Origin of the sequence: Sphingobacterium sp. UBA3549 (assembly GCF_002376635.1) — a bacterium.
Lineage (GTDB): Bacteria > Bacteroidota > Bacteroidia > Sphingobacteriales > Sphingobacteriaceae > Sphingobacterium.
The window spans coordinates 39,152-63,578 of sequence record NZ_DFOE01000039.1 but is presented as its reverse complement, the minus strand read 5'-3'; the positions used below and the strand labels follow the sequence as shown (position 1 = coordinate 63,578).

21 protein-coding genes are annotated in these 24,427 nt (G+C 39.5%); 11 read left to right on the top strand and 10 right to left on the bottom strand.

The window, feature by feature from the left end:
• The first annotated feature begins 93 nt into the window (after positions 1 to 93).
• A complete protein-coding gene (locus B2W36_RS22215) occupies positions 94 to 585 on the top strand; it encodes a SixA phosphatase family protein (protein ID WP_293883753.1) in 492 nt (163 codons plus the stop codon).
• A gap of 322 nt (positions 586 to 907) precedes the next feature.
• On the opposite strand, the gene B2W36_RS22210 is transcribed toward B2W36_RS22215, so the two are convergent.
• Genes B2W36_RS22210 through B2W36_RS22195 form a run of 4 tightly spaced genes read right to left on the bottom strand, consistent with a single transcriptional unit; the run spans position 908 to position 5,947 of the window.
• Positions 908 to 1,726: a hypothetical protein gene (locus tag B2W36_RS22210; RefSeq protein ID WP_293883751.1), complete on the bottom strand. Its 819-nt coding sequence runs from the start codon at positions 1,724 to 1,726 to the stop codon at positions 908 to 910.
• A 1-nt stretch (position 1,727) separates the two neighbouring features.
• Positions 1,728 to 4,298, bottom strand: a complete 2,571-nt coding sequence (locus B2W36_RS22205; RefSeq protein ID WP_293889599.1) for a TonB-dependent receptor — start codon at positions 4,296 to 4,298, stop codon at positions 1,728 to 1,730.
• Between the two features lie 18 nt (positions 4,299 to 4,316).
• The gene (locus B2W36_RS22200) at positions 4,317 to 5,330 is read right to left on the bottom strand and encodes a FecR family protein (RefSeq protein WP_293883747.1); all 1,014 of its coding nucleotides are present in this window, start codon (positions 5,328 to 5,330) and stop codon (positions 4,317 to 4,319) included.
• A 2-nt stretch (positions 5,331 to 5,332) separates the two neighbouring features.
• Complete coding sequence (locus tag B2W36_RS22195) at positions 5,333 to 5,947, bottom strand: RNA polymerase sigma-70 factor (protein WP_293883745.1); 615 nt, start codon at positions 5,945 to 5,947, stop codon at positions 5,333 to 5,335.
• Between the two features lie 236 nt (positions 5,948 to 6,183).
• On the opposite strand from B2W36_RS22195, the gene B2W36_RS22190 reads away from it, so the two are divergent.
• From B2W36_RS22190 to B2W36_RS22175, 4 genes are all read left to right on the top strand, one after another.
• Positions 6,184 to 8,184, top strand: a complete 2,001-nt coding sequence (locus B2W36_RS22190; RefSeq protein WP_293889631.1) for a thioredoxin domain-containing protein — start codon at positions 6,184 to 6,186, stop codon at positions 8,182 to 8,184.
• A gap of 36 nt (positions 8,185 to 8,220) precedes the next feature.
• A complete protein-coding gene (locus tag B2W36_RS22185; RefSeq protein WP_209580491.1) occupies positions 8,221 to 8,718 on the top strand; it encodes an FKBP-type peptidyl-prolyl cis-trans isomerase in 498 nt (165 codons plus the stop codon).
• Between the two features lie 98 nt (positions 8,719 to 8,816).
• Positions 8,817 to 9,506, top strand: a complete 690-nt coding sequence (locus B2W36_RS22180) for an SMUG2 DNA glycosylase family protein (protein WP_293889598.1) — start codon at positions 8,817 to 8,819, stop codon at positions 9,504 to 9,506.
• A 590-nt stretch (positions 9,507 to 10,096) separates the two neighbouring features.
• Positions 10,097 to 10,837: a hypothetical protein gene (locus B2W36_RS22175; RefSeq protein WP_293889597.1), complete on the top strand. Its 741-nt coding sequence runs from the start codon at positions 10,097 to 10,099 to the stop codon at positions 10,835 to 10,837.
• Positions 10,838 to 10,930: 93 nt separating this feature from the next.
• On the opposite strand, the gene B2W36_RS22170 is transcribed toward B2W36_RS22175, so the two are convergent.
• The 3 genes from B2W36_RS22170 to B2W36_RS22160 all read right to left on the bottom strand — a co-directional run bounded on the left by B2W36_RS22170 (position 10,931) and on the right by B2W36_RS22160 (position 12,800).
• On the bottom strand, positions 10,931 to 11,749 hold the full coding sequence (locus B2W36_RS22170; protein WP_293883866.1) for an Rpn family recombination-promoting nuclease/putative transposase: 819 nt from the start codon (positions 11,747 to 11,749) through the stop codon (positions 10,931 to 10,933).
• 212 nt (positions 11,750 to 11,961) lie between these two features.
• Positions 11,962 to 12,423, bottom strand: a complete 462-nt coding sequence (locus B2W36_RS22165) for a hypothetical protein (protein WP_293883739.1) — start codon at positions 12,421 to 12,423, stop codon at positions 11,962 to 11,964.
• Between the two features lie 65 nt (positions 12,424 to 12,488).
• Positions 12,489 to 12,800, bottom strand: a complete 312-nt coding sequence (locus B2W36_RS22160; protein WP_293889596.1) for a hypothetical protein — start codon at positions 12,798 to 12,800, stop codon at positions 12,489 to 12,491.
• Between the two features lie 168 nt (positions 12,801 to 12,968).
• On the opposite strand from B2W36_RS22160, the gene B2W36_RS22155 reads away from it, so the two are divergent.
• A complete protein-coding gene (locus B2W36_RS22155; protein ID WP_293889595.1) occupies positions 12,969 to 13,385 on the top strand; it encodes a helix-turn-helix domain-containing protein in 417 nt (138 codons plus the stop codon).
• A gap of 208 nt (positions 13,386 to 13,593) precedes the next feature.
• On the opposite strand, the gene B2W36_RS22150 is transcribed toward B2W36_RS22155, so the two are convergent.
• Together B2W36_RS22150 and mnmD are read right to left on the bottom strand one after the other, a co-directional pair.
• Positions 13,594 to 15,258: an SWIM zinc finger family protein gene (locus B2W36_RS22150; RefSeq protein ID WP_293889594.1), complete on the bottom strand. Its 1,665-nt coding sequence runs from the start codon at positions 15,256 to 15,258 to the stop codon at positions 13,594 to 13,596.
• Between the two features lie 136 nt (positions 15,259 to 15,394).
• The gene (gene mnmD, locus B2W36_RS22145) at positions 15,395 to 16,060 is read right to left on the bottom strand and encodes a tRNA (5-methylaminomethyl-2-thiouridine)(34)-methyltransferase MnmD (protein ID WP_293889630.1); all 666 of its coding nucleotides are present in this window, start codon (positions 16,058 to 16,060) and stop codon (positions 15,395 to 15,397) included.
• 278 nt (positions 16,061 to 16,338) lie between these two features.
• On the opposite strand from mnmD, the gene B2W36_RS22140 reads away from it, so the two are divergent.
• Positions 16,339 to 17,589, top strand: a complete 1,251-nt coding sequence (locus B2W36_RS22140) for a dicarboxylate/amino acid:cation symporter (RefSeq protein WP_293889593.1) — start codon at positions 16,339 to 16,341, stop codon at positions 17,587 to 17,589.
• 77 nt (positions 17,590 to 17,666) lie between these two features.
• Here the strand turns inward: B2W36_RS22140 and B2W36_RS22135 are convergent, their stop codons facing one another.
• Positions 17,667 to 18,626, bottom strand: a complete 960-nt coding sequence (locus tag B2W36_RS22135; protein WP_293889592.1) for a lipid A deacylase LpxR family protein — start codon at positions 18,624 to 18,626, stop codon at positions 17,667 to 17,669.
• Positions 18,627 to 18,965: 339 nt separating this feature from the next.
• On the opposite strand from B2W36_RS22135, the gene B2W36_RS22130 reads away from it, so the two are divergent.
• The 4 genes from B2W36_RS22130 (at position 18,966) to B2W36_RS22115 (ending at position 24,356) form a co-directional block, all read left to right on the top strand.
• Positions 18,966 to 19,373: a cytochrome c maturation protein CcmE gene (locus B2W36_RS22130; protein WP_209580469.1), complete on the top strand. Its 408-nt coding sequence runs from the start codon at positions 18,966 to 18,968 to the stop codon at positions 19,371 to 19,373.
• Positions 19,374 to 19,392: 19 nt separating this feature from the next.
• Complete coding sequence (locus B2W36_RS22125; protein WP_293889591.1) at positions 19,393 to 21,852, top strand: heme lyase CcmF/NrfE family subunit; 2,460 nt, start codon at positions 19,393 to 19,395, stop codon at positions 21,850 to 21,852.
• Positions 21,852 to 22,613 carry a Rossmann-like and DUF2520 domain-containing protein gene (locus B2W36_RS22120; RefSeq protein ID WP_293883727.1) on the top strand — a complete coding sequence of 254 codons (762 nt, stop codon included), beginning with the start codon at positions 21,852 to 21,854 and terminating at the stop codon, positions 22,611 to 22,613. The genes B2W36_RS22125 and B2W36_RS22120 overlap by 1 nt, the downstream gene beginning before the upstream one ends.
• A 186-nt stretch (positions 22,614 to 22,799) precedes the next feature.
• Entirely contained in the window at positions 22,800 to 24,356 is a 1,557-nt protein-coding gene (locus tag B2W36_RS22115; RefSeq protein ID WP_293889590.1) for an FMN-binding glutamate synthase family protein, read from the top strand.
• Positions 24,357 to 24,427: the final 71 nt, after the last annotated feature.

Sequence of the window (24,427 nt, the reverse complement as noted above, 5' to 3'; positions counted from 1 at the left end):
TTATTTGTCTTCATATGCAATGACCGCTCTTTTATCAAACACAATGAAATGCAGAACAAAAGCGTTAATAGTATTGAATCAAAAATTTTAATCATGGACAACAGTAAAAAACTTTATATCATTCGACATGCCAAAGCCGAAACCATTCCCGGAATAAATGACTTTGATCGCGCATTGACATCCGAGGGCATACTACATGCAAAACAGGTAGCAGAAAAGCTAACAGCTCGGCTGACACTTAATGAAAATAGTATGGTGATCAGTTCTCCTGCCAATAGAGCCTTGCAAACTGCCCGCGTCTTTCTAGACGTCATGGGATCTCCATCATTTGATATTCAAATTGAAGAATCCATCTATGAATGCACCTACAAGCACTTACTTTCAGTCATCAATACCATCCCCGATCACATCGACCATGTTTTACTTTTTGGACACAATCCAACATTGACCGACATAGTTGAATTTCTAACCAGAAAGTCAGCTTACCTACGCACGTCGTCATACGCGGAGATTAAACTTGATGCAGGCTTTACTTTTCAAATGCTCAGCGGCAATTGTGCAGATCTTGTACAGATCGTTGATTAAAATTCCATTCAAAAAACAAATAAGCTTTAAGGGATAATCGTCTTATCTCTTCACTGTAGCTCCGAGAAGTTGATAAGACGCCCCATATTCCCCAATTTCCCTTCACTATTTCAATAATGACATCATTTTGTGGAAATAGTCCCAATACTTTTTTAGAAATTTTTATTTTTTAATCGGCCGTAATTTTCGTATCAACAGCTTCAAACAGGGCATCGAGGCTATTCAAATAATTAAATAATGGATAAGGTCAAAGTGATTTCAGCAGAAGTGTGGTCTTCCGCGGTGAAAGTATTATCACCAAGGTAAAAGATAATAATTCAGGCTACCTACTGTTTCTAATATCTTTCATCGAGATTGTCTTTTGAGTTCCATCCATGACATAAAAAAATCCCAGTGTATTACCCGAAATGTTTCCTTCCACATTAGCAGGAACCGCTGATAATAGACCTTTCCATTCTGTCTCCTGAAATAGATTGTAAAGAAACCGGGCATAACGTGTTGATACAGAAAATTTAAACACCATCAGACTATCCTTCTTTGATACCTCATAATTATAGGTACGCCCCAGCAATGTATTGAGTACGTTGGGAGCTCCCAAACGGTAGCTATAGCTAAACGGTAAACGGAAGGTAGAAATATCTTCGTCGGAAAATTTTTTTTGCGGCATAATCAACCATTTATTGGAAGATTTCATACCAAACACATGCTTACTTACCTTGACTTCCCAGTTGTTATTTAAATTGCTCTTTTCAACCGGTAAGAAAGCCTTTTCAATAGGTACAGCCGGTATCAATTGGTCCTGGGCTTGATACAGCTTACCCTTTAATGTGACCTGAAGTTCGAAAACACTTCCGACCGTGTCCTTTAAGTCAAATAGTTTGCCCATATAAAGTCCCTCTCCCAATTCTTCGAAATCGATGGTATTGGATCCATTAATAACCCGTACAGTAGCTCCCGTAATACCCACTGTCATCCCATTGGAATGCAGTCCATCCAGTTTTTTTAATTGGATATACTGTTCCTTATACATGGTATTAATTCCACCTTCAACGATCATATCATACGATTGACCTTCATCCACTATGGACTTATTACAGGCAAACAGCAGACAACAAACGATAAAAAACAAAGACACTCTCATATTAAAATCTTATGGCATAACTGATTGAAGGTACCCGTCCCGAGAACGAGTTCTTTTGGATAGCTAAGTTCCCATTGCTATCTTCCGAAAAACTATAATAAAGTGGGTTGCTTTGATCAAAGACATTATAAAAACCACAATTCAACGTATGTCGTATCCCCCCTTGCCGCTGTTTCCTACTTTCCAAGTCTACTGAGCAATTTAGGTCTAATCGACTAAATGTAGGCATTCGTTGTGAATTACGACTCGAATAAACCGGCACGTAGATTCCCTCATATTCCATAAAACCCATTGGATAAGTTAGTGGCCGCCCTGTTTGGATCGTATAGAAGCCACTGAAATGAATACTACGACCCAAATCGTAGGACAGGCTGCTTTTGAGCACATGGGGAATGTCAAAATTGGCTACATATTCCTTTCCTTTATTGATACCATTAATCTTCCTGAAAGACCTCGACCAGCTATAGAGCAGGCTACCGGACAAATTCCCAATACGTTGGTTTATGGACAATTCCACCCCATAAGCCCGCCCCTTTCCCTGCCGCAATTGCGTTTCAATAAAAGGATTGAGAATTAACTGCGCATGGTCAATCAACTCCACTTGATTTTCCATTTTTTTCCAATAGCCCTCCAATCCGATATTGCCTTTATATAACAACCTATTAACACGAAAAGAAAGCACATCTACATACTGCGGTTTTATATTTGGCCCAGCCGGCACCCATGCTTCCAAGGAAGAGAATGCAAGTTCATCATTTTGTAAGAGTTGTAAGTACTGATAGTTTCTATTGTACCCCAGACGAACGGCATAATTTGCACCTAACTTATATTGCAAAGAAAGCCGTGGCTCTACCCCATAATATGCTTTCCTCTTCTCCGCGTCATTTGCCAATGGTTTGGACTGTCCAGTACCAAGGAGATAATAACGGCCAAACGAAGTATTAAAGAAAGCATTTATCCGCGTACCAGCAATAATCCGGAATGCCGAATCCACTTTCCAGTTGAACGAGATATAGCCAGCGTAGTCAAAGGCCTTTGCCCGAAAAATATTGTCCTCGTTATTATTATTTATAGGAGATATCTCTCCTGGCTTAAAACGATGCAATATGCCCTGCAGACCAAAATCCAAGGTATGGTCCAAACCAATAAAATAACTAAAATCCGATTTCAGGCTGAAATCACGTATTCGAGTCAGCCAAATTTGATTATCAGGTGATTCAGGTTTGCTGATATCCAATTTGTTATGATAATCACTGAATATCGCAGAGAGGTTCATAAATAATCGGGCACTATGTACGTGGTTCCAACGCAAGGTGGAGGTCCAATTTCCCCAGCGATTGGTATTTTTTCGGGGGGAAACAACCTTATCCTGACCATAATACCCCGATAAATAGATACGATTTCTATTGTCAAGCGTATAATTCAACTTGATGTTATAATCGCTATAGTCCCCTTTTACATTAAACAAGCGATAATCCGTATTCAACGCGTTTGATAGACTCGTTCGTGCAGTGGCAACAAAAGCTCCTTTGCCTTTTTTAACGAAAGGTCCCTCAGCGCCTATTCGCCCGATGAGCAAACTTGCGCCACCAAAAACATGGAAGTTATTCGCATCGCCGTCTCTTGTGCTCATATCCATAATAGCAGAAAGCCGTCCACCTAAATTTGCAGGAAGTGCATCCTTATATACCTGGGTATTTTTTAAGATATCCGAATTGAAAACAGATGTCAAACCGAATAGATGCGATGGATTATAGACCACCGCCTCATCAAGCAGTATCAAGTTCTGATCTTTACCGCTACCTCTTACAAATAAATTACTCCCGCCTTCAGTCAGTCCATTAATACCGTTTTGCATCTGCAAAACCTTCATAATATCTGCCTCCCCCTTATAAAAGGCATTTCTACGCGCGCGGGGCCAATTGACTTTATCCGTAAAATGACCTGTATGTTGAACCTGCGTGGATGAATCTATATCCACTATAACCTCTTTTAAGTTCAAATCCGCAGCGGCAAGTTTAACGAGTAAATAACCATCCTCCAATTGAGAACTTAACCGAATAGATCGGGGCTTATATCCCAAATAACTGACAAAACAGCTATAATCATCCTGAGGAAGAGTAAGCGAATAAAATCCATATTTGTTACTTAAACTGCTTTTGTTCTTTTCGGGGATTATTAAAGTGGCACCAATCAGACTTTCTCCGGTCAAACTGTCCACAACCCTTCCTTTGATGGTGAAAGTTTTATCTTCAGGATAAAAAATCAATGCCCTATTGATCACTGTAAAACCAATTTTCGAGCCCTTCAGCAAATAGTCAAGGACATCTTCCAGACTAGATTTGTTGAAGTTCCTACCATAAATAATATTCCTGTTAAAGATCTGCTCGTCATAAGACATGGACACCTCATAATCTTTATGAATTTCCGTCAAAATCTGAATAATCTCCTTATTTTTAGTATCAATGGAAACCTTTATATCCGAAAGACTGCTTTGGCTAAATGATTTTAAACACGTGAAAATAAGTAGCCCGAAAAAAAAGAGAAAACGAAATAGAACTACACCCTTCATTGCAATAATCCCAAGCTCCTATTCGTAGATATTGTATCCTTTTTTACTCGATTTCCATTTCACATTTAAAGTCTTGGAAAGGATCTGCACAATTTCACTTAGTGATTGACCATCGAAATACATGCTGAGCTTCCGCGCTTTCAAATTATCACCAACCACAACAATATTAGTTTGAAAACGCTTTTCAAGATCCGAACAGATACTGTCCAGGCGCTCGTTGGAGTAACTGAGTTTCTGTGCTACTTTATAGACTTTGTCTAACTCATCGACGTTAACTTTTGATAGTGCAGCGGTCTCTTTTTTAAAGAAGCCCTTCTCGTTCTTTTGCAGGATAAGTTCTTTTGCTGCATCTCCTTTTCCATTACTCAAAGCCACAGTACCTTCTTTCACCAGCACCTCTACACCCCCTGCTAATAAATTAATTTCAAAAGATGTACCGATATCACGCACATAATTATTTGCCAGTTCGACCACGAAAGAAGAAGTTCGCACATGCTTTACGTCAAAAAGTGCCTTCCCCTTCTTTAATGCAACAACCCGCTGCCGATTAAATGTGCGTTTATTAAACGAAGCCTCTGCCCCTGCATGCAATACCATTACGGAACTGTCGGGCAGCAATATATGCTCCTGTCCGGCTATCCCATATAATTGGATCTCATATCCCATCCAGCGGTCAAAGTTCAGATAGCAGACAAAACCAACTATCAACAATACGGCTGCAACCACAAATTTCATCCAGGGTTGCAATATCGTACCGATTGGTATAGAGATCTCTTGGTCCTGGACAATGGCTTCTTTATCCAGTTGTAGTTTAAACTTATTCCATTGACTATTGGTATCTACATTTTTATAGAGTTCCAATGCAATAAAGTCATCGGATATCGTTCTGATTTCATCATATAATCGATGGTTCTCCGTATCTTCAGAAATCCAACGTTCAAGTAACACCCCTTCCCTTTTGGAAATAGTCCCATCCATCTCTTTCTGAATCAAGTCATAAGGAATAAATCTTGAAGTATTGTTTTCTTCCATATCTATAAGATAATAAACTGAACAAAAAGTCCCAATGAAAAAAAGAAAGAGCCGATTAGCAGCAACAGAAATGTATTTTGCTTGGCCAAAGCCACCCGAATTTTATCGTAAGCAATCGTCAGATGATTTTTTACGGTTTTAATGGAAATTCCCAATTGATCCGCGATTTCCTGTTGTTTCATCTTATCATACTTACTCATCAGAACGATTTTTCGACACTGTGGAGGTAAACTCTCCAGAATACTTTCAATCATCAGCAGTTTAGATTCATATAGCGTAGCGAGATCGGCCTGATCTTCATCGTCTGTCAGATCCAAATCTTTGATATAATCATTATTTCGATCCAGTAAGCGCTGGTTCTTTTTGAGTTGAGTAAGTGAAAGGTTGATCACACTACGTGACAGGTAGGCTCCTAATGATTGATTAATAGTTAGCTTGCTGGCATTTTCCCATAACGTCATAAATACATCATTGGCCAATTCCTCGGCGATTGTTTCATCTCTCACGTACCGAAAAGATAAGATATATAATTTACGGAAATAGGCTTTATAAATAGCCTCAAAAGCATCTTTATCTTTCTGAACTATCTTCTTAAGCTGGTCAACGTCGTTTGACATAGGACTTCGGTAACGCTAATAATAATCGTGTGTAAAAGTAATCAATTTCATGAAATTCAGCTATTCTTATGGAAATGAAAAAATAAAAGTTCCTTACCCTTCAATCGAAGTATAGCTCAAGGCAACACTCTAACTAACAAGAAGATTTCTTCTTCCTAACACTCCTTCCTTAGACGGAAAAACAGAAAGCTATGCTACAACAACCATCTTTACTCCATTTTCACTATCTTCGTCTTATGGCGAATCAATTGCAATTTGAAAATTCACCGTACCTTAAGCAGCACGCACACAATCCGGTAGATTGGATGCCCTGGGGGCCGGAAGCTTTAAAAAAAGCAAAAGACGAAAATAAACTGATAATCGTAAGCATTGGCTACTCCGCTTGCCATTGGTGTCATGTGATGGAGCGCGAAAGTTTTGAAAACTCTGCCATCGCCCAGACCATGAATAAATTCTTTGTCTCGATCAAAATCGATCGTGAAGAACGCCCCGACATTGACCAAGTTTATATGTTAGCTGTCCAATTGATGACGAATGCGGGCGGATGGCCTTTGAACTGTATCTGTTTACCAGATGGTCGCCCAATTTATGGCGGCACCTATTTTAAACCGCACGACTGGCAGAACATCCTGTTACAAATTGCTCAAATGTGGGAAGAGAAACCCGAAGTCGCGTTCGAGTATGCCGAAAAGTTAAACAACGGTATTCAACGGGCTGAAAAACTACCTATCCACTCCATTCCAGATCAGTATAGCAGGGAAGACTTACTTGAAATTGTAACACCATGGACCGAAACTTTCGATAAAAAAGAAGGCGGTTATCAAAAAGCACCAAAATTTCCGCTACCAAACAATTGGCTGTTTTTTCTAAAATATGGGGTGCTCTCAGATGATAAAGAGATCTTGAACCACGTGCATTTTACATTGAAAAAAATCGGATCTGGCGGTATATATGACCAGATTGGCGGTGGCTTTGCACGGTACTCAGTCGATCACTACTGGCATATCCCCCATTTTGAAAAAATGCTCTATGACAACGGGCAATTGCTATCCTTATATGCGGAAGCTTATCAGCAAAACCGCGATCCATTCTATAAACGAATTATCGAAGAAACGATTGCTTGGGCCGAACGGGAGATGCTTGCCTCCAATCATGGTTTCTACAGCGCTCTTGATGCCGACAGTGATGGTGTTGAAGGAAAATACTATGCATTCTCCAAAGCTGAATTTGATAGCGTACTGGGCAAAGACGCTGGCTTATTTAGTCAATACTTTAATATTACAGAATCGGGCAACTGGGAGGAAGAGCAAACGAATATTCCTATTTGCGCCATAAATGCAGATCAGTTAGCTGCAAAGGTCAATATGTCAGCTGACGAATGGGCAGAGTTTCTAAAAGATTCAAAGAAAAAATTATACGACTTCCGCGAAAAAAGAGTACGCCCGGGACTGGACCATAAACAATTGACTTCTTGGAATGCCCTATTCTTAAAAGGACTCGTAGATGCCTACACCAGTCTGGACAACATACATTTTCTGGAACTAGCTTTGAATAATGCACAATTTATATGTAATGAACTTATCCAAAACAATGGGCAATTATTGCATCAGCCAAAAGATAAAAATAGAGCGATTGCAGGCTTCCTCGATGATTATGCATTCACGGTTGAAGCGTTCATAGTATTGTATGAGGCTACATTTGACTTCAATTGGTTAACCAAAGCAAGACAGCTTGCTGACAAAGCTATTGTCTTATTTTACGATGGATCGCAAAAAACTTTTTATTATACATCGTCGGAAGCGGAGCAACTCATCGCGCGAAAAAGCGAAATCATGGATAATGTAATCCCATCTTCTTTATCAACCATGACCCGTCAACTGAAACGTCTAGGTCTGCTTTTTGATGATGAAAATTATATCGCCATATCAGACCAATTGTTGGCGAATGTATTCCCTCAAATCAAGACTTATGGTTCAGCCTATTCAAATTGGGCAATATTATTGCTAGAAGAAAGGTATGGAATCAATGAAATTGCATTGACGGGTAATAAAGCGATGGCTTTTAAACATGAGCTCGATCAATATTATATTCCAAACAAAATTGTTCTTGGCGGTACAGAAGAAAATCTTCCACTTCTAAAACATAGGGTTGGAAAGGAGACAAAAGCTTATCTTTGTAAAAATAGGACCTGCAGTCTGCCTCAGGATTCAATAAAAGCGTTAATAAATTATATTTAATAAACGGTAGCCTCGGCTTCCAAAAATCAAAATCAGATGGCTATAAAAGCAAACGACGTCGTAGCATTGACGTACAGACTTCACACAGTAGAAAACGGTGAAAAAGTTTTCGTTGAAGAAACAACTGCAGAACAACCTTTAGATTTCTTATATGGTGTAGGTATGATGTTGCCTAAATTTGAAGAAAACATCGCAGATTTAAACATTGGTGATAAAATTTCATTTGAATTGGCACCTGATGATGCTTACGGTCAAAAAGACGAAAGAGCATTCGCACAGTTACCAGTAGATATGTTCAAAGAAACAGGATTACCTCCAGTGGGAGAAGTATTACCTTTGCAAGACAACCAAGGAAACCAATTCCGCGCTGTGGTAGCTGAAGTTACTCCAGAAATTGTTGTTGCTGACTTAAACCACCCAATGGCTGGTAAAACATTAAATTTCGATATCGAAATCTTAACTGTACGTCCTGCTACTGAAGAAGAATTGTCTCATGGACACTCACATGGTGTAGACGGTACACAAGGTCACTAATCGTGGCCTTGATAAATGCATAAAATAGGGCGCCAAAATGGCGCCCTATTTTATTTATAACTTTTTAAAAAATTATCCTGTCTTCAAACACACTCGATATGTTGACATTTGCGGAAAAAGTAGTTTTATTTAATAAACAACTTCATTATAAGGGAAACCTACCTTCAGGGTTCAATGTCATTAATCCCTACCTCGATAATCCCGAGACATTGGTGGTGATGGAACAGTTTTACAAAAAATTTTACCAGGATAACTTACAAAGAAAATTCATTATAGGCATTAATCCGAGCAGACATGGCGCAGGAGTAACGGGTGTTCCTTTTACCGACACGAAAAGATTAGCTAGCGCATGTGGAATAAAAATGCATTCAGCACATACCCATGAAATATCCTCTGTTTTCATGTATGATATGATCGAAGCCTATGGAGGACCAAGTATTTTCTACAAACAGTTTTATATCAATTCACCTTTTCCACTGGCAATTGTCCGTGAGACAAATCCCAACAACTGGATCAATGCAAACTACTATGACGATAAGCAGCTTTTTGAAATGGTGAAGCCATTTATGGTTGAATCCCTAAAACAACATATCGCTATGGGGCTCGAAACAGAGGAAGTATTTGTCCTTGGAAAGAAAAACGCAACCTTCCTCGCAAAAATCAACAAAGAAGAGAAATTATTTGGAGAGATGATTATTCTGGATCATCCCCGCTATATCCAACAATATAAATCAAAGGACAAACAACACTATATTGACAATTATATCCGATTATTAAGTGGACTATAAAATATGGATAAACATGTTAATTAACTGATAAACAAAATCTGTTGTGTTAATAAGTAGTATCAGCTTTTAAGAAGATATTTGCTTTTATATAATCTCCATTGTAAATTCATATCAATAGGTAACCTATATACTGTTTTACCGTTATTATTTTTAATCAGAGAGTCCGTGTTCTATACGCTATTTCATTCTCCTTCGACAATTATTCGAGGCCTCTTCGGGCCTTATTCGTACTTGCTAGCACATAAGAGTGTTTTCCAACAGCCTTGCTACCGCCTTATCTCCGAGTCTAACTCGGACTCACCACGGACACATGTCGCGCTCACCACAGATTCATCTCGACTAGGGGGTGGAGTGGTATCGAAGCAGATACGATGCTGCATCGAACCTCCATTGAAGCAGCAGTTTTAAACCCATACCAAATTCGAAAAAGATCCTTACCCGCGTCACTGATAAAAATAGCCAATGCAATTTTCATAATAGGCTTTTACTAGCTATTATGAATTTAATAATTGTTGGCAAAAGCCAATTTCAAATCTCCCAAAAATAAACAATTATTTGGCTTTCAGTATTTTAATTTGCAAATTCAAAATATGGCTATACTAGAGAACGGAAATCTAAAAGGCTTGGTTGGAAACCTTGTCTTTCGAAAATCAAATGAAAAAACTATTGTGCAGACTGCCCCAGGGCGTAAAACAAAACAAACGAAGGGCACAAAATCAGCTGCTACAGATTTTGGTCATGCGAGTACTGCAGGATCCCGCATACGACATGTAATGGGAGAAGTTCACCTCAAATTGCACGATAGCAATATGCACAATCGCCTCATCAATCAGTTGAAAAGAGTCACCCGCCCAAATAGAGCGCCTCTGGGTGAAAAGACGATTCGAGGCGGAAAGATCGATCGGATAGTAAACTTTCAATTCAACGACAAATGCCATATGCATGACTACATGCATTTTGATCCAGAAATAAAATTGTTGGATAAAAAACAAATTGCCATAAAGTTCCCAAAATTTGACATGCAAAACGATATTCATCGTCCAAAACACTGTAATCTCATGAAGATAAATCTGATGATTGTCGTATTTAATTTCGAAAAACAGATCTATGTCCGTAGCCACAAACACCAAATTCCGTTGAGCTTACAGGCAGATCCTAGAACTGTTGAATTGGAAGAATTACGATTTGATGTGAACGATCGAGATGCTGAGACCGTACTTATTGGAATGAATATCGAATACTATGAAAGATTTCGCGAAGATTATGCCCTGCTAAATAGTAAAGATCTGCATCCTGCGGCAATTGTCGGTGCATTTATTATTGAATTTTAAAAGCAAAATATAGACATAGGCACTATAGAGAAAGAAATACCTTAATTGTTTATTATTGATATCACCAAAGAGGCGATTCGATTAAACACGCTATTACAATTTCTCAATCTCCTCAATTGACAATCCTATAATATCAGCTATGACCTTGGAATCAAAACCGCTCTTCAACATCTTTAAGGCTGAGATTCGCTTCTCAGCTTCAGCCTTCGCTCGTTCCTCTTGCCGACCTTTTTCTATTCCCTTTTCCATGCCTTTTTTAATGCCTTTTTCCATGCCTATACGTTCCGCTGTAAGGCGAATGCTTTCCGCATCTCTTTTATCCTTAAGGCTCAATTCATATGCTTTCATATCTTCTGAATTTAGATTTGACACCTCTCCTATGTCAAAGATAAGACCAAAGACACGCTTATCCAAAAATTTCGGTATTTCATTGAGTTTAGACATATCTTTGAAAAGATAAAGCCACATGTCCATAAAACTTTTTATCTCAACCTCCTCTTTGCGAAAATTAGGCAAACAAAGAAGTTTAAAGCCTAACTTATCGTAAAACTGTTCACCTTTCTCACGATCACAAAGTACCACATCATAATAGTATCGATCATTATCAATGTTATCCAATGCAAAATTAAGAATACCAATGAAATAAACTTCTGGTAACTCATAGGTATTTCCGCTATGTCCGCGTGGAACTAATGTATGTATAAGACGCGAGCTGTAATAAACCATACGATCACGGAAAAAATCTTGGGGAAGTTGTTGCATTTCGATAATGAAATGACTATTGTCATCACTGGTACAATAGAGGTCAAAAATGACTTTACGATTGTGTTCCTGTTCACCACTACGCTCTGTGGGACGATATTCCAGATCGCGAATAACTTTTTCCCCAGCAAATAGGCCGTTAAAGGAAATGGATCAGATTTTCTTTACCACTTCTTGGGCCAAAGTACAGTTTCATGCCAAAATCGGTACACATATCCACATATTTGCCCAATGAAAGGCGACTATGCAGGCTTCTAGCAACTTCAATAGATGCTCATAAGTTTTTAGCGGAGTATCATCTACGGTCCATTCATATAAACTTTCATTTCTCGCTATACATTCTTTGTAATCATCAAAAAGATTCAGCCAAGACGATAAATCCATTTGCAAAAAAAAATTCTGAAAGGCACCGTGAAGTTTTGCACCTCTTCTCGGTTTAACTGGGTAAAGTTATAATCGAAATGTGCCAAATGATGATTGAGCTTTTCGTCATCCTGATGCCGATATTTTTTCAAACAGCGATAAGGGTTTTTTAGCCATTTAATATCTATCCATTCTTCTTCATAGTTCAACCGCTTTTTATGGTGTAAAAAATAGTGACATCCCTTAACGAGCAGAATAAGTTTATCTAAAGTCGTCGTTAATTGACGCTGCTCTTCATCCGTTTTTTGAGATCTGGATGTTAGTTCTTGGAATAAATTCCATAGTCTTTCGCGAAACGACTCAAAGCTTTCAAACTCAAAAGCCTCTACTATTCCGCCCTCTAAGAAGAACCACTGGGGCTCTAATTCACATTCCGGATTTTTGAGATATAAATTGTCCATAATATTACATTTTATTTTCTACCTTATCAGCGATATTGATTTGTTTTAGTGTTTCCGCTTAGCCTTTAGTTAACCAAACATTTGATTGATCTGCTTTTTGGAATACATAGGCAGTCCATATTCGCAAGCAAGAAAAAATTTATTAGCAGCCTCCGTTGTTTAGCAGTAGCTGAGTTATGATGGGAATAGCTTAACATCCACATAAAGTCGTTTAACAGTTTTTCTACTTTAACATGGAGTATCGCACATAACATTCTGAGATTACTTGGAATATCCAATTTGAGGTCTCTAACCTTTGAACCATACATTTCGTCGATTTCGGCATACTTATGATACATGTCTACCGTTACAACCTTGCTTTTACCTTTCTTCTTCATATCAAGTCTATTTTGATTTGCACAAATAAACACATCTCTATCTACGTACCGAACCAAAACCACTTGTAAAATACCTAGCATAGTTTGTATCACACTAGGATTTCTTGTTTTGTACCATCTAAAGATATTTCGTATCTTAAACACTTAATATTTGCTAACTTTGGATTTATGAGTACAACCAGCGCAACAAACCATATAGGAAGAAAAATCTGTCGTATCCGCGAACTTAGGGGAATGAAACAAGAGGCTTTAGCATTCGAATTGGGTGTAAGCCAACAAGCTGTATCCAATATGGAGCGTAGTCCTGAGATAGAAGTAAGTCTATTGGCTCAGGTAGCGGAAGCATTAGGTGTTACGCCTGAAGCCATTGAGAATTTTGATGAAGAAGCAGTGTTTAATATTATAAATAACACTTTTACAAGCCACGACACATCTACACTAAATGCAATAAATATACATCCGAACTTTAATCCGCTTGATAAACTCATCGAAGCATATGAAGAAAATAAAAGGCTCTACGAACGCCTTTTAGAAGCCGAAAAAGCTAAGGTGGAGTATTTAGAAAGGCTGCTAAAGAATAAATAATCCATTATCTAAAGCGATTTGATATGGAATGTTATCAGACGGAATTAATGATATAAATCCACGAAGTTTATGAAAAGCGGAGAATAAGCAGTTTATTCTCCGCTTTTTTGCGATAAATAACCCACATATTTACCGCATATACTTTAGAGATCGATGAAAATTAATTGCTAAACAATTTCAGCCTGATTAAAAAGTTTAGAAATAAATATTATTTCAGACTCTCCAATCTACTATAGACCATTGCCTTAAAAGTTCGTTGATGGCTCGACCACGCGTCTGGCTTGAACAATATCTTAATGACATCGCTTTCATAATTATCGGTTATCTTGAGAATCAGTTGTTCAAGTGCGGATGGATCCGTACGATAATCAATCTGTACATTAGCTGCGATAGCACGCAAGAATCTTAGCTTATCGTGGGCATAAAGATATTTCCAAAATTTCAGCAGTACAGAAGGACGAACACGATAATCTATCACCTCAAGCATTTTTTTATAATTCTTTTCATATTCCAATATCCTGAAATACAGCTCATCATACCCTGCATATTCCATATTATTGCGAAGCATACTCAATGTCCTCGTCCTAAATTTCTTATTGAGCTCTTCATCGTTGGAATGATCCATGATAAAAACGTAATCAACAATATTCGGAGCACTTGAAAATTTTTCCATTTTAATAGAGGCAAGCTTGCTAAAATCTCCACTATTCGCGTATATGTCCTCTAAAATCTCCAAAAAAGGATCATTATAAGTTGAATTTACATTGCCAGCGATCACCCTGTTGCAATAATCAATCGCTTTGTTGGGATCATGACCTCTTATTGCTTCTATTAATTTCAAATTATACTTAGCTTCCCATTGGCGGGGTACAAAATAATCAGCACTGTCGTCAAACATATTATTCTCAAGCAATACATCTAAAAAGAAGCTATCAACCGCTACGGACATGTGATAGCGCCCTTCTAACAGGGAGATGATCAGATCTTTTATTTTGTCGGCCAGTAAACGTTTCCGTTCTATGGAAGAACTTTCATAGATCTGTATAAACAACTCCAACATACCCCCCTGTGCGTTTTCCGCCGCCCACATTTTATCCCAATACGCATTGGTCAATGCGACCCACTGTATGTCAGAATCAACATGAGCAATGATTCCAGCGATTTTCAAATTTCCGGTTTCAATAAACTTTCTAAAACGCGTACCGGTATAGAAAATGCTATATTCAAGATCTAAAACAGTATTGTAGACTGCCGACAACAGATGGATGATCTTTTCATTTCCTATATTCAAGGCTAAATACTCCCAAAAAGGCTCAAGTGCCTTTTCCCATAATTGTACTATTTTTTTAACTTCTGACGCTTCTATCTTCTTCCGCTTGCCTACTACTGAAACAACAGTATCTTTTAAAATCTTAGCGACATCTGTCTCTTTATATTCCTGCTTATTTTTCCCGAATTTCATCAGAAACTGTAATTCAATATCTTTATTGGATTTGAAAAGCTCCAACAGCCAGGAGGCTAACACTTCCTGTTCTAACATGAGTAGTAGTTGTTCACTTTCCTTCACCTTCTTTCCCTTGGCTGGCTTACTGCTTTTTTTCGTAGCTGAAGGGCTCTCCTTTTCTGACGAGAGCATCAGAAGTATGGCGATCTGATGTATACAATAACTATCCCTACGCCCACAGTCGCAAGAATGACCGACAACAACTTCTTTATCCAACTGGACATTAATATCATAAGATTCCTCCCCCTCATCTACATAAGCCACAAAATTTCCTTTTACCTCAACTTCTTCCAATTCACGAACGATGAGTTTTTTAGCTTGTGTAAGCTTAGTTTCACTCTGTTTAGCTAAGATCTGTGCTATTCTCATTTTGATTTTTATTTCTACCCAACTAGTTATTGCTATCACCTGTCACCGACATACCATCGCTCATTCCAACCGTCTTAGTGCGCGCATACTAATTTATATTCTCTTTCTCCCATAGACATATAGGACAGTAAGCTTCTTAAAGCTTTGTCGCCCGTAACATTTCCCTTTTTCCAGGTGCGCCGGGAGCCTTCTCAATAGAAAAGCCCAAAGATTTCATACTACGTTTAAGATTACCCGTAATCGCATAAGTCACAAAGACTCCCCCAGGTTTAACAAACTGCGCGACATGTGCTAATGCCGCATCGTTCCACATTTCGGGCTGATGTATGGCAGCAAAAGCATCAAAATACACGACGTCAAATTGTTTTTCTGTTTGAAAATCCATCAATAAAGTATGAGCAATAGTGAGTCGTAAACGTTCATGAACTTGCACCTCCTGCTGCAATGCCGCTTCATAGCAATTCAGGTAAGCTGACCACACTGTTGGATTCACGGTCTCGTTATATCCTGTCTCGGCAATGGTCGTAAGTGGCAAAGGGAAACCTTCAATTCCTACATAGTCTATCTGAAATGGCTTGTCCCGAATGAAATCGGCTGTCTGAAGAAAGTTAAGTCCGGTACCAAATCCTACTTCCAGGATAGCAACATCCGAAGCCCCTGTCTTTTGCACATAGTGATCCAAACCTGTTTTGATAAAAACATGCTTACTTTCCTGTACGGCCCCATGCTTTGAATGATAACATTCGCCGATCTCGGCATTGTACAATGTCTTCGAGCCATCTCCGGTCGTTACAAAATTCATTTTTCTCATACTCATTATTAAAAATCTAATAACCTTATCTCCCTCCCCCAACAAGACATCAATAAGGTCTTCATGAATCTTCGGACACACTCGACACAAAACGCCTCCATATTCCACCTTTCTCCCTGCAACCGCGACGGTATGCTATCAGAAGATTCGTTCAAAGATAAAAAGCCAGTTCGAATAAACTCCGATTAATCTTTATCAAAGCGTAAAATGAAAATAATGGATAAAAAGATTATTTTAGCGCCGTAAACACGAAACAATCACTGAACCTAATGGCATACTCGGCAAAAACTTTTATACAGAACTACGGCAGCATCTTACTGCTGCTTCTTGGCATCAGTATCGGAAGTTTAATTGGCATCTTTTTCCCACATTTTGTGGATAACCTTAAGCCAATTGGGGATATCTTTCTAAACCTGCTCTTCGTCAGTGTTATACCCTTGGTCTTTTTCGCAATAGCTTCATCTGTCGCCAATATTGAAGGTGACAGTGTGTTGGGCAGAATTATTGGCATGATGTCATTCGTATTTGTTCTCGGTATTGTCGTTGCAGGAGTATCGACCATATTCTTCCTCTACCTATTTCCCGTAGACGCTCCGCTCGCCATCGAACAGGCAAACAATATCATGGATACAGCCATTCATGATTCCTGGGGTGAAAAAATGGTTCGATTCCTGACTGTTAGTGAATTTTCCAGTCTCTTATCCCGGCAGAATATGCTTGCCTTTGTGATATTCTCATTTTTAGTAGGCATCGCCACACGCAGATCTGGCGCTTCCGCTGATATATTCCGAAAATTCATCAACTCCGGAAATGCCGTCATGGGCAATTTACTGGTCATGGTCATGAAACTGGCTCCGATAGGTCTCGGCGCTTACTTTGCCTATCAAGTCGGTACCCTTGGCCCACAGCTGTTTGGCTTCTATGCCAAACCCATTGGCCTCTATTATATCTTTGGGGTACTCTACTTCTTCATAGTATTTAGTGTTTTTGCCTTTCTTGCATCTGGGCTCAAAGGTGTCAAACGCTATTGGAAAAACAATATTTTACCTTCGCTGACTGCCCTCAGCAGCTGCAGCAGTCTTGCGACCATGCCGGCCAACTTACTGGCAGCAAAACAAATTGGCATACCCGATACGGTAGCCAGCGTCGTCATCCCTTTGGGCACGACCTTACATAAACATGGTTCGGCCATCGCCTGTATCTTTAAAATTTACATTGCGCTGCTGTTGAGTGGACAAGAGTTCTTTGAACCAAGCAATATGATCATGGCGGTGGGGATCACCTTGTTGGTCAGCATCGTTGCCGGCGGTATTCCAAACGGGGGATATATCGGTGAGATGCTCATCATATCGGTTTATCAAATGCCGACTGAGGTCATTCCTTCAATTATGATCATTGCGACATTGGTAGATCCGTTGGCGACGATGCTCAACGCGACCGGCGATACGGTCGCGGCAATGCTTACTACTCGGCTAATCGGACAGAAATTGGCAGATCCTATAATAGCAAATCAAGTTTAAGACCTGAAAATACAAGTTATTCAGCCCAAGGTCAGTCCATGGGTTAATATCAGTGGAAATGGTCTTTGCCAAATGCACTAAAAGCGGTAAGCAAAGAATAACTGTCCGTATTGATGTCGATGGAATACAGACTTAAGCTCCTTGGAATTGAAAATATAATTAATGCCGTAATTAACCTTATGGTCAGCCCAGTTGAATCCGACGCGATGACTGAGCATCCAAGGTTCAATCTGATATAATCCACCAATCGGATCATCTTTCCCCAATCCCCCTTGTATAGTGGAATTATAAAAAACCCGAATCAAACTAGGTTGATAGACAAAGTACCATTCCTTTTCGTTGTTACTTATGGCCTGCGTCAGATGTCCACGGGTAAAGGTCGAAGCATGGTACGATTTGAGTTTACCTGCACGTATCGGAATTCCTGCCTCGATATTGGTATTGTTCATGCCCAGCACACCTCTTCCCATCACGCCAAGATCGAAGGACTGCGAATCATTCCGGTAAATTCCTTTAAGATATTTAGCCTGCATATCCACACCAAATGCATTGCGCAACTCCGTTTCCCAACCTGTGGCCTCATACAGTCCAAAAAGATGATGAATAAACTTCTGTGCTTCTTCACCATAGGATCTGGAGCCGATTTGCCCAAATTCCACCTTTACTTCTACAACTTGATCCGCCTTTAGAAACCGCGTTGCACCTGCGCTCAAATAAAGGTAACCTGCAAAAGGCCGGTCATATGTCCTATTTTGCCGACGATAGTCCAGCATGCTAATGCCGTTATAGATTCGTTGTCCAAGTTCAAAGTCCAATACAGTATTGGAGATCTCCGCGTTGCTCCCATTCCGTATTGCCACGCGATAATTGACATTGATACCATTCGTATAATACCTATCCTGCCCCACCAAGAGGTAAACATCATTATCGTTTTGAATGGAAAGTTCCTGATTACGGAATTTCACCTGCCCAAACACAAGAAAACACGAAAATAAAAGGGGCAACAGGAGCCCTAAGGATCGCAAACCTACACTCATATTAACAGGCAATTGTAAAATTCATGCGAAATCATTGGAACCAAAAAAGCAAATCATACATCAAATTATTGAAAAGCATTGGTATACGTCATATTTTTCAAACTAATTTAAACTATTTAGAATAGATATAAATAATATGGAAAAGTTGCATTATTCCTTTCTTAGCGAATCTATTTGTAATTTTGCATTCGATTAGGTGTCAAATGTAAGAAATTCGGGATTTTTATAAGAAGTAATCTAAATATTTTACCCAGTTAACATCGTCACCAAGAACAACGAAACCGAGTGAAACGATTTATGTTTTCGATGGAGTCAAACACTTATAAATAAGTAAATACAATGAAAAAAAGTTCAATTATTCTAATCGCTATCATCGCTGTCGCCATTGCCATGATACTTGTTATCTACACCGATTCAAGTACGTATTCGACATTTACCGAAGCTAAGGAAAAGAAAACCGAACTGTACGTGGTAGGTCAATTAAATAAGGAAAAAGCGCTTCATTATGACCCTAAGACCGACGCCAACAGATTCTCGTTTTTCATGTACGACAATGATGGTACAGAGTGTGAAGTGATTTTTAAGGGTGCCAAACCTCAGGATATTGAACGTTCAGAGCAAATTGTATTGACCGGTAAAATGGATGGAAATGTGTTTAGGGCAAGTAAGATCTTAATGAAATGTCCGTCAAAATATAACGATAAATCGGTCGTTACCGAGATCAATGCGACTGCTTTCAATAATTAATTCGTAAAATCAATTTTCAATGGACGTTAATTACGTTGGTGAGCACCTGCTACCCGGGCAGATCGGACAGTTCTTTATTGTTCTTTCTTTTGGTGCCGCACTTCTATCTTGTATTGCTTATTTTTTCGCGACTAAAACTCCTGAAGAAACTTCATGGAAAAAAATTGCTCGCATCGCATTCTGGGTTAATGCTGTCTCAGTCGTGGCTGTCGGCGCAACTTTATTTTATATTATTTACAATCACTATTTTGAATATAATTACGCTTTTGCACACTCTTCGAGAGACTTACCGACTTATTATATCATTTCCAGTTTCTGGGAAGGGCAGGAAGGAAGCTTTTGGCTATGGACATTCTGGCAAACCGTATTAGGCGCAGTATTACTATTTAAAGCCAAGAGCTGGGAAACGTCCGTCATGACCTTCGTGATGTTGTGTCAGGCATTTTTAGCCTCGATGATTATAGGGATTGAGTTACTGGGTTTACGCATCGGAAGCTCTCCATTTATCCTCCTGCGCGATGCAATGGATTTCCCTATCCTAAAGGAAGCAAACTATTTGTCCCTACTTAAAGACGGTAATGGTCTAAACCCTTTGTTGCAGAACTACTGGATGGTAATTCACCCGCCTACACTGTTCCTTGGCTTTGCGTCTATGATTGTTCCTTTTGCTTATGCAACGGGCGCCCTTTGGACCAAACGTTACAAGGAATGGATCAATGCTGCACTTCCCTGGGCACTATTTGCTGTGATGATTTTAGGAGCTGGTATTATCATGGGTTCATTCTGGGCTTACGAAGCACTTAACTTCGGCGGCTTCTGGGCTTGGGATCCCGTAGAAAATGCATCCATTATTCCATGGTTTACGTTGATTGCAGCGGTACACGTCATGGTCGCTTACAAAAATTCTGGCCATTCCTACTTCACCGCTACTTTTTTAGCGATGATCAGCTTTGTACTGGTGATTTATGCCTCTTACCTCACGCGAAGTGGTGTGCTCGGAGAAACTTCAGTACACTCTTTTACCGATTTGGGAATGAGCGGACAACTGATTTTGTTCAATGTCGTATTTTTAGTTATCATGGTGGTATTTCTGACAGTTAAAAAGAAAGAAATGCCGATTACAGAAAAGGATGAAGATATCTATTCAAGAGAATTCTGGATGTTTATCGGCGCTTTGGTATTAACTGTTGCCTGTGCACAGATCATCGCTTCAACATCAATTCCGGTATTTAACAAGATCTTTGGAACCAAAGTAGCCCCGCCTTTAGATCCGATACAACATTATAACAAATGGCAATCAGGCTTTGCTGTTATCGTTATGATCCTAACCGGATTTACGCAATTTTTAAAATATAAACGTACCGACAGCCGCAAGTTTTTGGCGTCTACTGTGGCATCATTGGTCGTGTCTCTTATATTAACCGCTGGTGTAGTTTATTTGACGAAGACTTATACCAACCTGATCTATATTTTAATCACCTTCGCAAGTATTTTCTGTATTTTAGCTAATATCCGCGTATTGGGAGATGCTGTCAAAGGTAAATGGAAGCTTGCGGGCTCTTCCGTAGCTCATATTGGTTTCGGACTTTTGCTGATCGGTGCCATGGTCGCTGCAGCAACCAACGAGGTCATTTCTGTTAACAATACAGGATACATCGCTGTATCAGGGTTTGACAAAGTTGAGAAACCCGGCGAAAATTTATTCTTGACCGAGGGTGAACCGGTACAGATGGGCGAATACAAAATCACCTATATCGGCGACAGCATCGTTGCTCCAAATACGTTTTATAAAATAAAATATGAACGAATCGACGAAGAAACGGGAAAAGTAAAGGAGCAATTCGTTCTGCAACCTTTTGCTCAAAACAATGCAAAAATGGGTGGTTTGATTGGCACGCCAGCGACCAAACATTATATTACACATGATGTATATACACTGATTACTGCTGCGGCAGCTGAAAGTCAGGCTACACATGCGAAAGTTTCGGCAGAAGAGAAAACTGGTTTCGAAGACTACGAGGAGCCAGCGACATATCAGGTAAATATCGGCGATACGCTACGCTATCGTAATGGCTATTATGTCATTGAAGGCCTAAATAAAGAAGCTCACCTAGAGAAAATTCCAAAGGGTCCCAATGATGTCATGGTTGGATTGAAAATAAAAGTATTTTCCGCCGATAACAAACAATATGAGGTACAACCTATCTACCTCATTAAAGATGGCGGGGTTTATGACTTCAATAAAGATGTCAATGAACAAGGACTTAAATTCAGATTTACGGGTATTAAGCCCGACAAAGATAAACTGGAAATTATGGTTTATCAAAAACCCCTTCCAGAAAAAAAATGGGTCGTATTTAAAGCCATTAAATTCCCCTATATAAACTTTTTCTGGTGTGGCACAATTGTCATGACAATTGGCTTTATCATGTCCATTGTGAGAAGAAATAAAGAGGAAAAACGAAAAGCATTGAAATAATGAACATTGTGATCTTAGGAAGCGGAAATGCAGCCACACACTTCGCACGACAGTTTCAAAAAATAGGACAGCATATCGTTCAGATCTATAGTAAAACAAAGGCCAATGCAGACGCATTGGCCTTTGATCTTCATTGCGCGGCAATTGACCAGCTGTCTGAACTTGACTTAAATGCCAACCTTTACCTCATTGCGGTTGCGGATAATGCTATCATACCGGTAGTAGAAGCGCTACCTGAAAATTTAAAAGGAATTGTTATCCACTGTTCAGGCGCAACAGATCTGGCCGTACTCAATAGATTTGAGAACGCCGGTGTCATCTATCCACCACAGTCTTTATCTAAAGATAAAGCAGTCGATTTTTCCACCGTTCCGCTTTGTGTTGAAGGTAATACGGATGACAATAGCGCAATGATACTCCAGCTCGCACGCAACTTAAGCCCGCACAGCTTATATTGTACTTCACACCAGCGTTTAGCTATTCATCTTGCTTCGGTCATGGTCAATAATTTTTCGAACATCCTCTATCAGATGGCGTATGAGCTCCTCAACGAAAATAACTTATCCTTTGATCTGATCAAGCCAATCATCCGGGAGACGGCAGAAAAAGCTCAAAATCATATTCCGATAACAGTTCAGACAGGACCAGCCATCCGGCAAGACAGCACAACAATGCAAAAACATTTGCAATTTATTAGCAATAAACCAGATTTACAGCAAATCTATCAACTTTTATCGCAGGAGATTACTAAAAGAAAATAGTTTGTTAGAAACGGTTATAAACTTATCAAAACTTACTCCAAACGGGTGAATATAGCTATTTACTTAGGGAACTTTAGTACATTTGCTTCGTCCAAAAGCGCGTTTTGGAATGCTAATTGAGTACTATAATAATCAGTTGGGCTAAAATTAAAAATAGCGAATCAAAAATAAATAATCGTATTTTCTATGGAAGTTAGAAAACTCATTCTTTCAATAATGATAGTGATTAATTTGATCATCTTATCATTTGGATTTATATTTACATCAAGCTGGTTTTGGCTGCTCATCATACCATTTCCGCTGCTATTGATAGCACTATATCATAGTTTCCAAACCAAACATGCCATCTTGCGCAATTATCCTTTGGTTGGATATTTCCGTTATGTTTTTGAATCTATTCGTCCTGAATTGAGACAGTATTTTTGGGAATCAGACATGGATGGACGTCCATTTAACAGAAGACAGCGTTCGATCGTATACCAGCGTGCAAAAAACCAACGCGAAACTGTCGCATTTGGTATGCAGACTGATCCGCAGGCTGTCGGGAACGAATGGGCAGCGCACTCTGTTTTCCCTTGTCATATCGAGAACCACGACCTCCGCACTACGGTTGGAAACTCGGCTTGTAAAAAGCCTTATAGTTTAAGTGTGTTCAACATTTCAGCAATGAGTTACGGTGCTTTAAGCAAAACCGCGATAACGGCCTTAAACAAAGGCGCTGCACTTCAAAATTTTGCTCACAACACCGGTGAAGGGGGGATCAGTGACTATCATAATAATGGCGGTGATTTAATTTGGCAGGTTGGTACAGGTTATTTTGGGTGCCGTAATAAAGAAGGAAAATTTGATGCCGAACTTTTCAAGGAGAAATCAAACCGTGAAAACGTGAAGATGATTGAGTTGAAACTTTCACAAGGTGCTAAACCAGGTCATGGAGGTATCCTTCCAGCTGCAAAAAATACACCTGAGGTTGCTGCCATTCGTCACGTTATTCCCGGAACAGACGTCATGTCACCTCCAGCGCATAGTGCATTCGCTTCGCCAACAGAAATGATGCACTTCATACAGCATATGCGTGAATTGTCTGGTGGAAAACCTATCGGTTTTAAGATCTGTATCGGAGATAAACATGAGTTTATGGATATCTGTCATGCGATGCAAAATACACAGATTTTTCCAGATTTTATCTCTGTAGATGGATCGGAAGGTGGTACCGGAGCAGCGCCACTTGAGTTTACGGACAATTTAGGTATGCCGCTCTATGATGCACTGGCGTTTGTCACAAAAACCTTAATTTCCTTTGGTCTAAAAAAACATATCAAAGTGATCGTATCCAGCCGTATCGTCACTGGGTTCGACATTCTAAAAGTTATCGCCCTAGGAGCAGATGCATGTTATAGCGCGCGCGGTATGATGTTCGCTTTGGGTTGCATCCAGGCACTGAAATGTAATGAAGACGTTTGCCCAGTTGGCGTGGCGACACAACAACCACATCTCTACAAAGGACTAGACGTGAACGATAAATATGTGCGTGTCGCTCAGTTCCATCGTAACACCTTACGTGCTACTGTCGAAATTATGGAAGCTTGCGGATTCAAAACACTGTCTGATGTATCGGCAGATAAATTTTATCGTAAAGTGGATGCGATACGGACACTAAGCTTTCAGGAAATTTATTTCGGAAATGAAGGTAAATTGGTCAACAGCCGCACAGATTTCGAAAGTAAGCTGTTCGAAGATTAAGCGATATTGTTTAAATAAAACAGAAAGTCTCCTATGTAAAATCAGCATAGGGGACTTTTTTATGGCTTGCT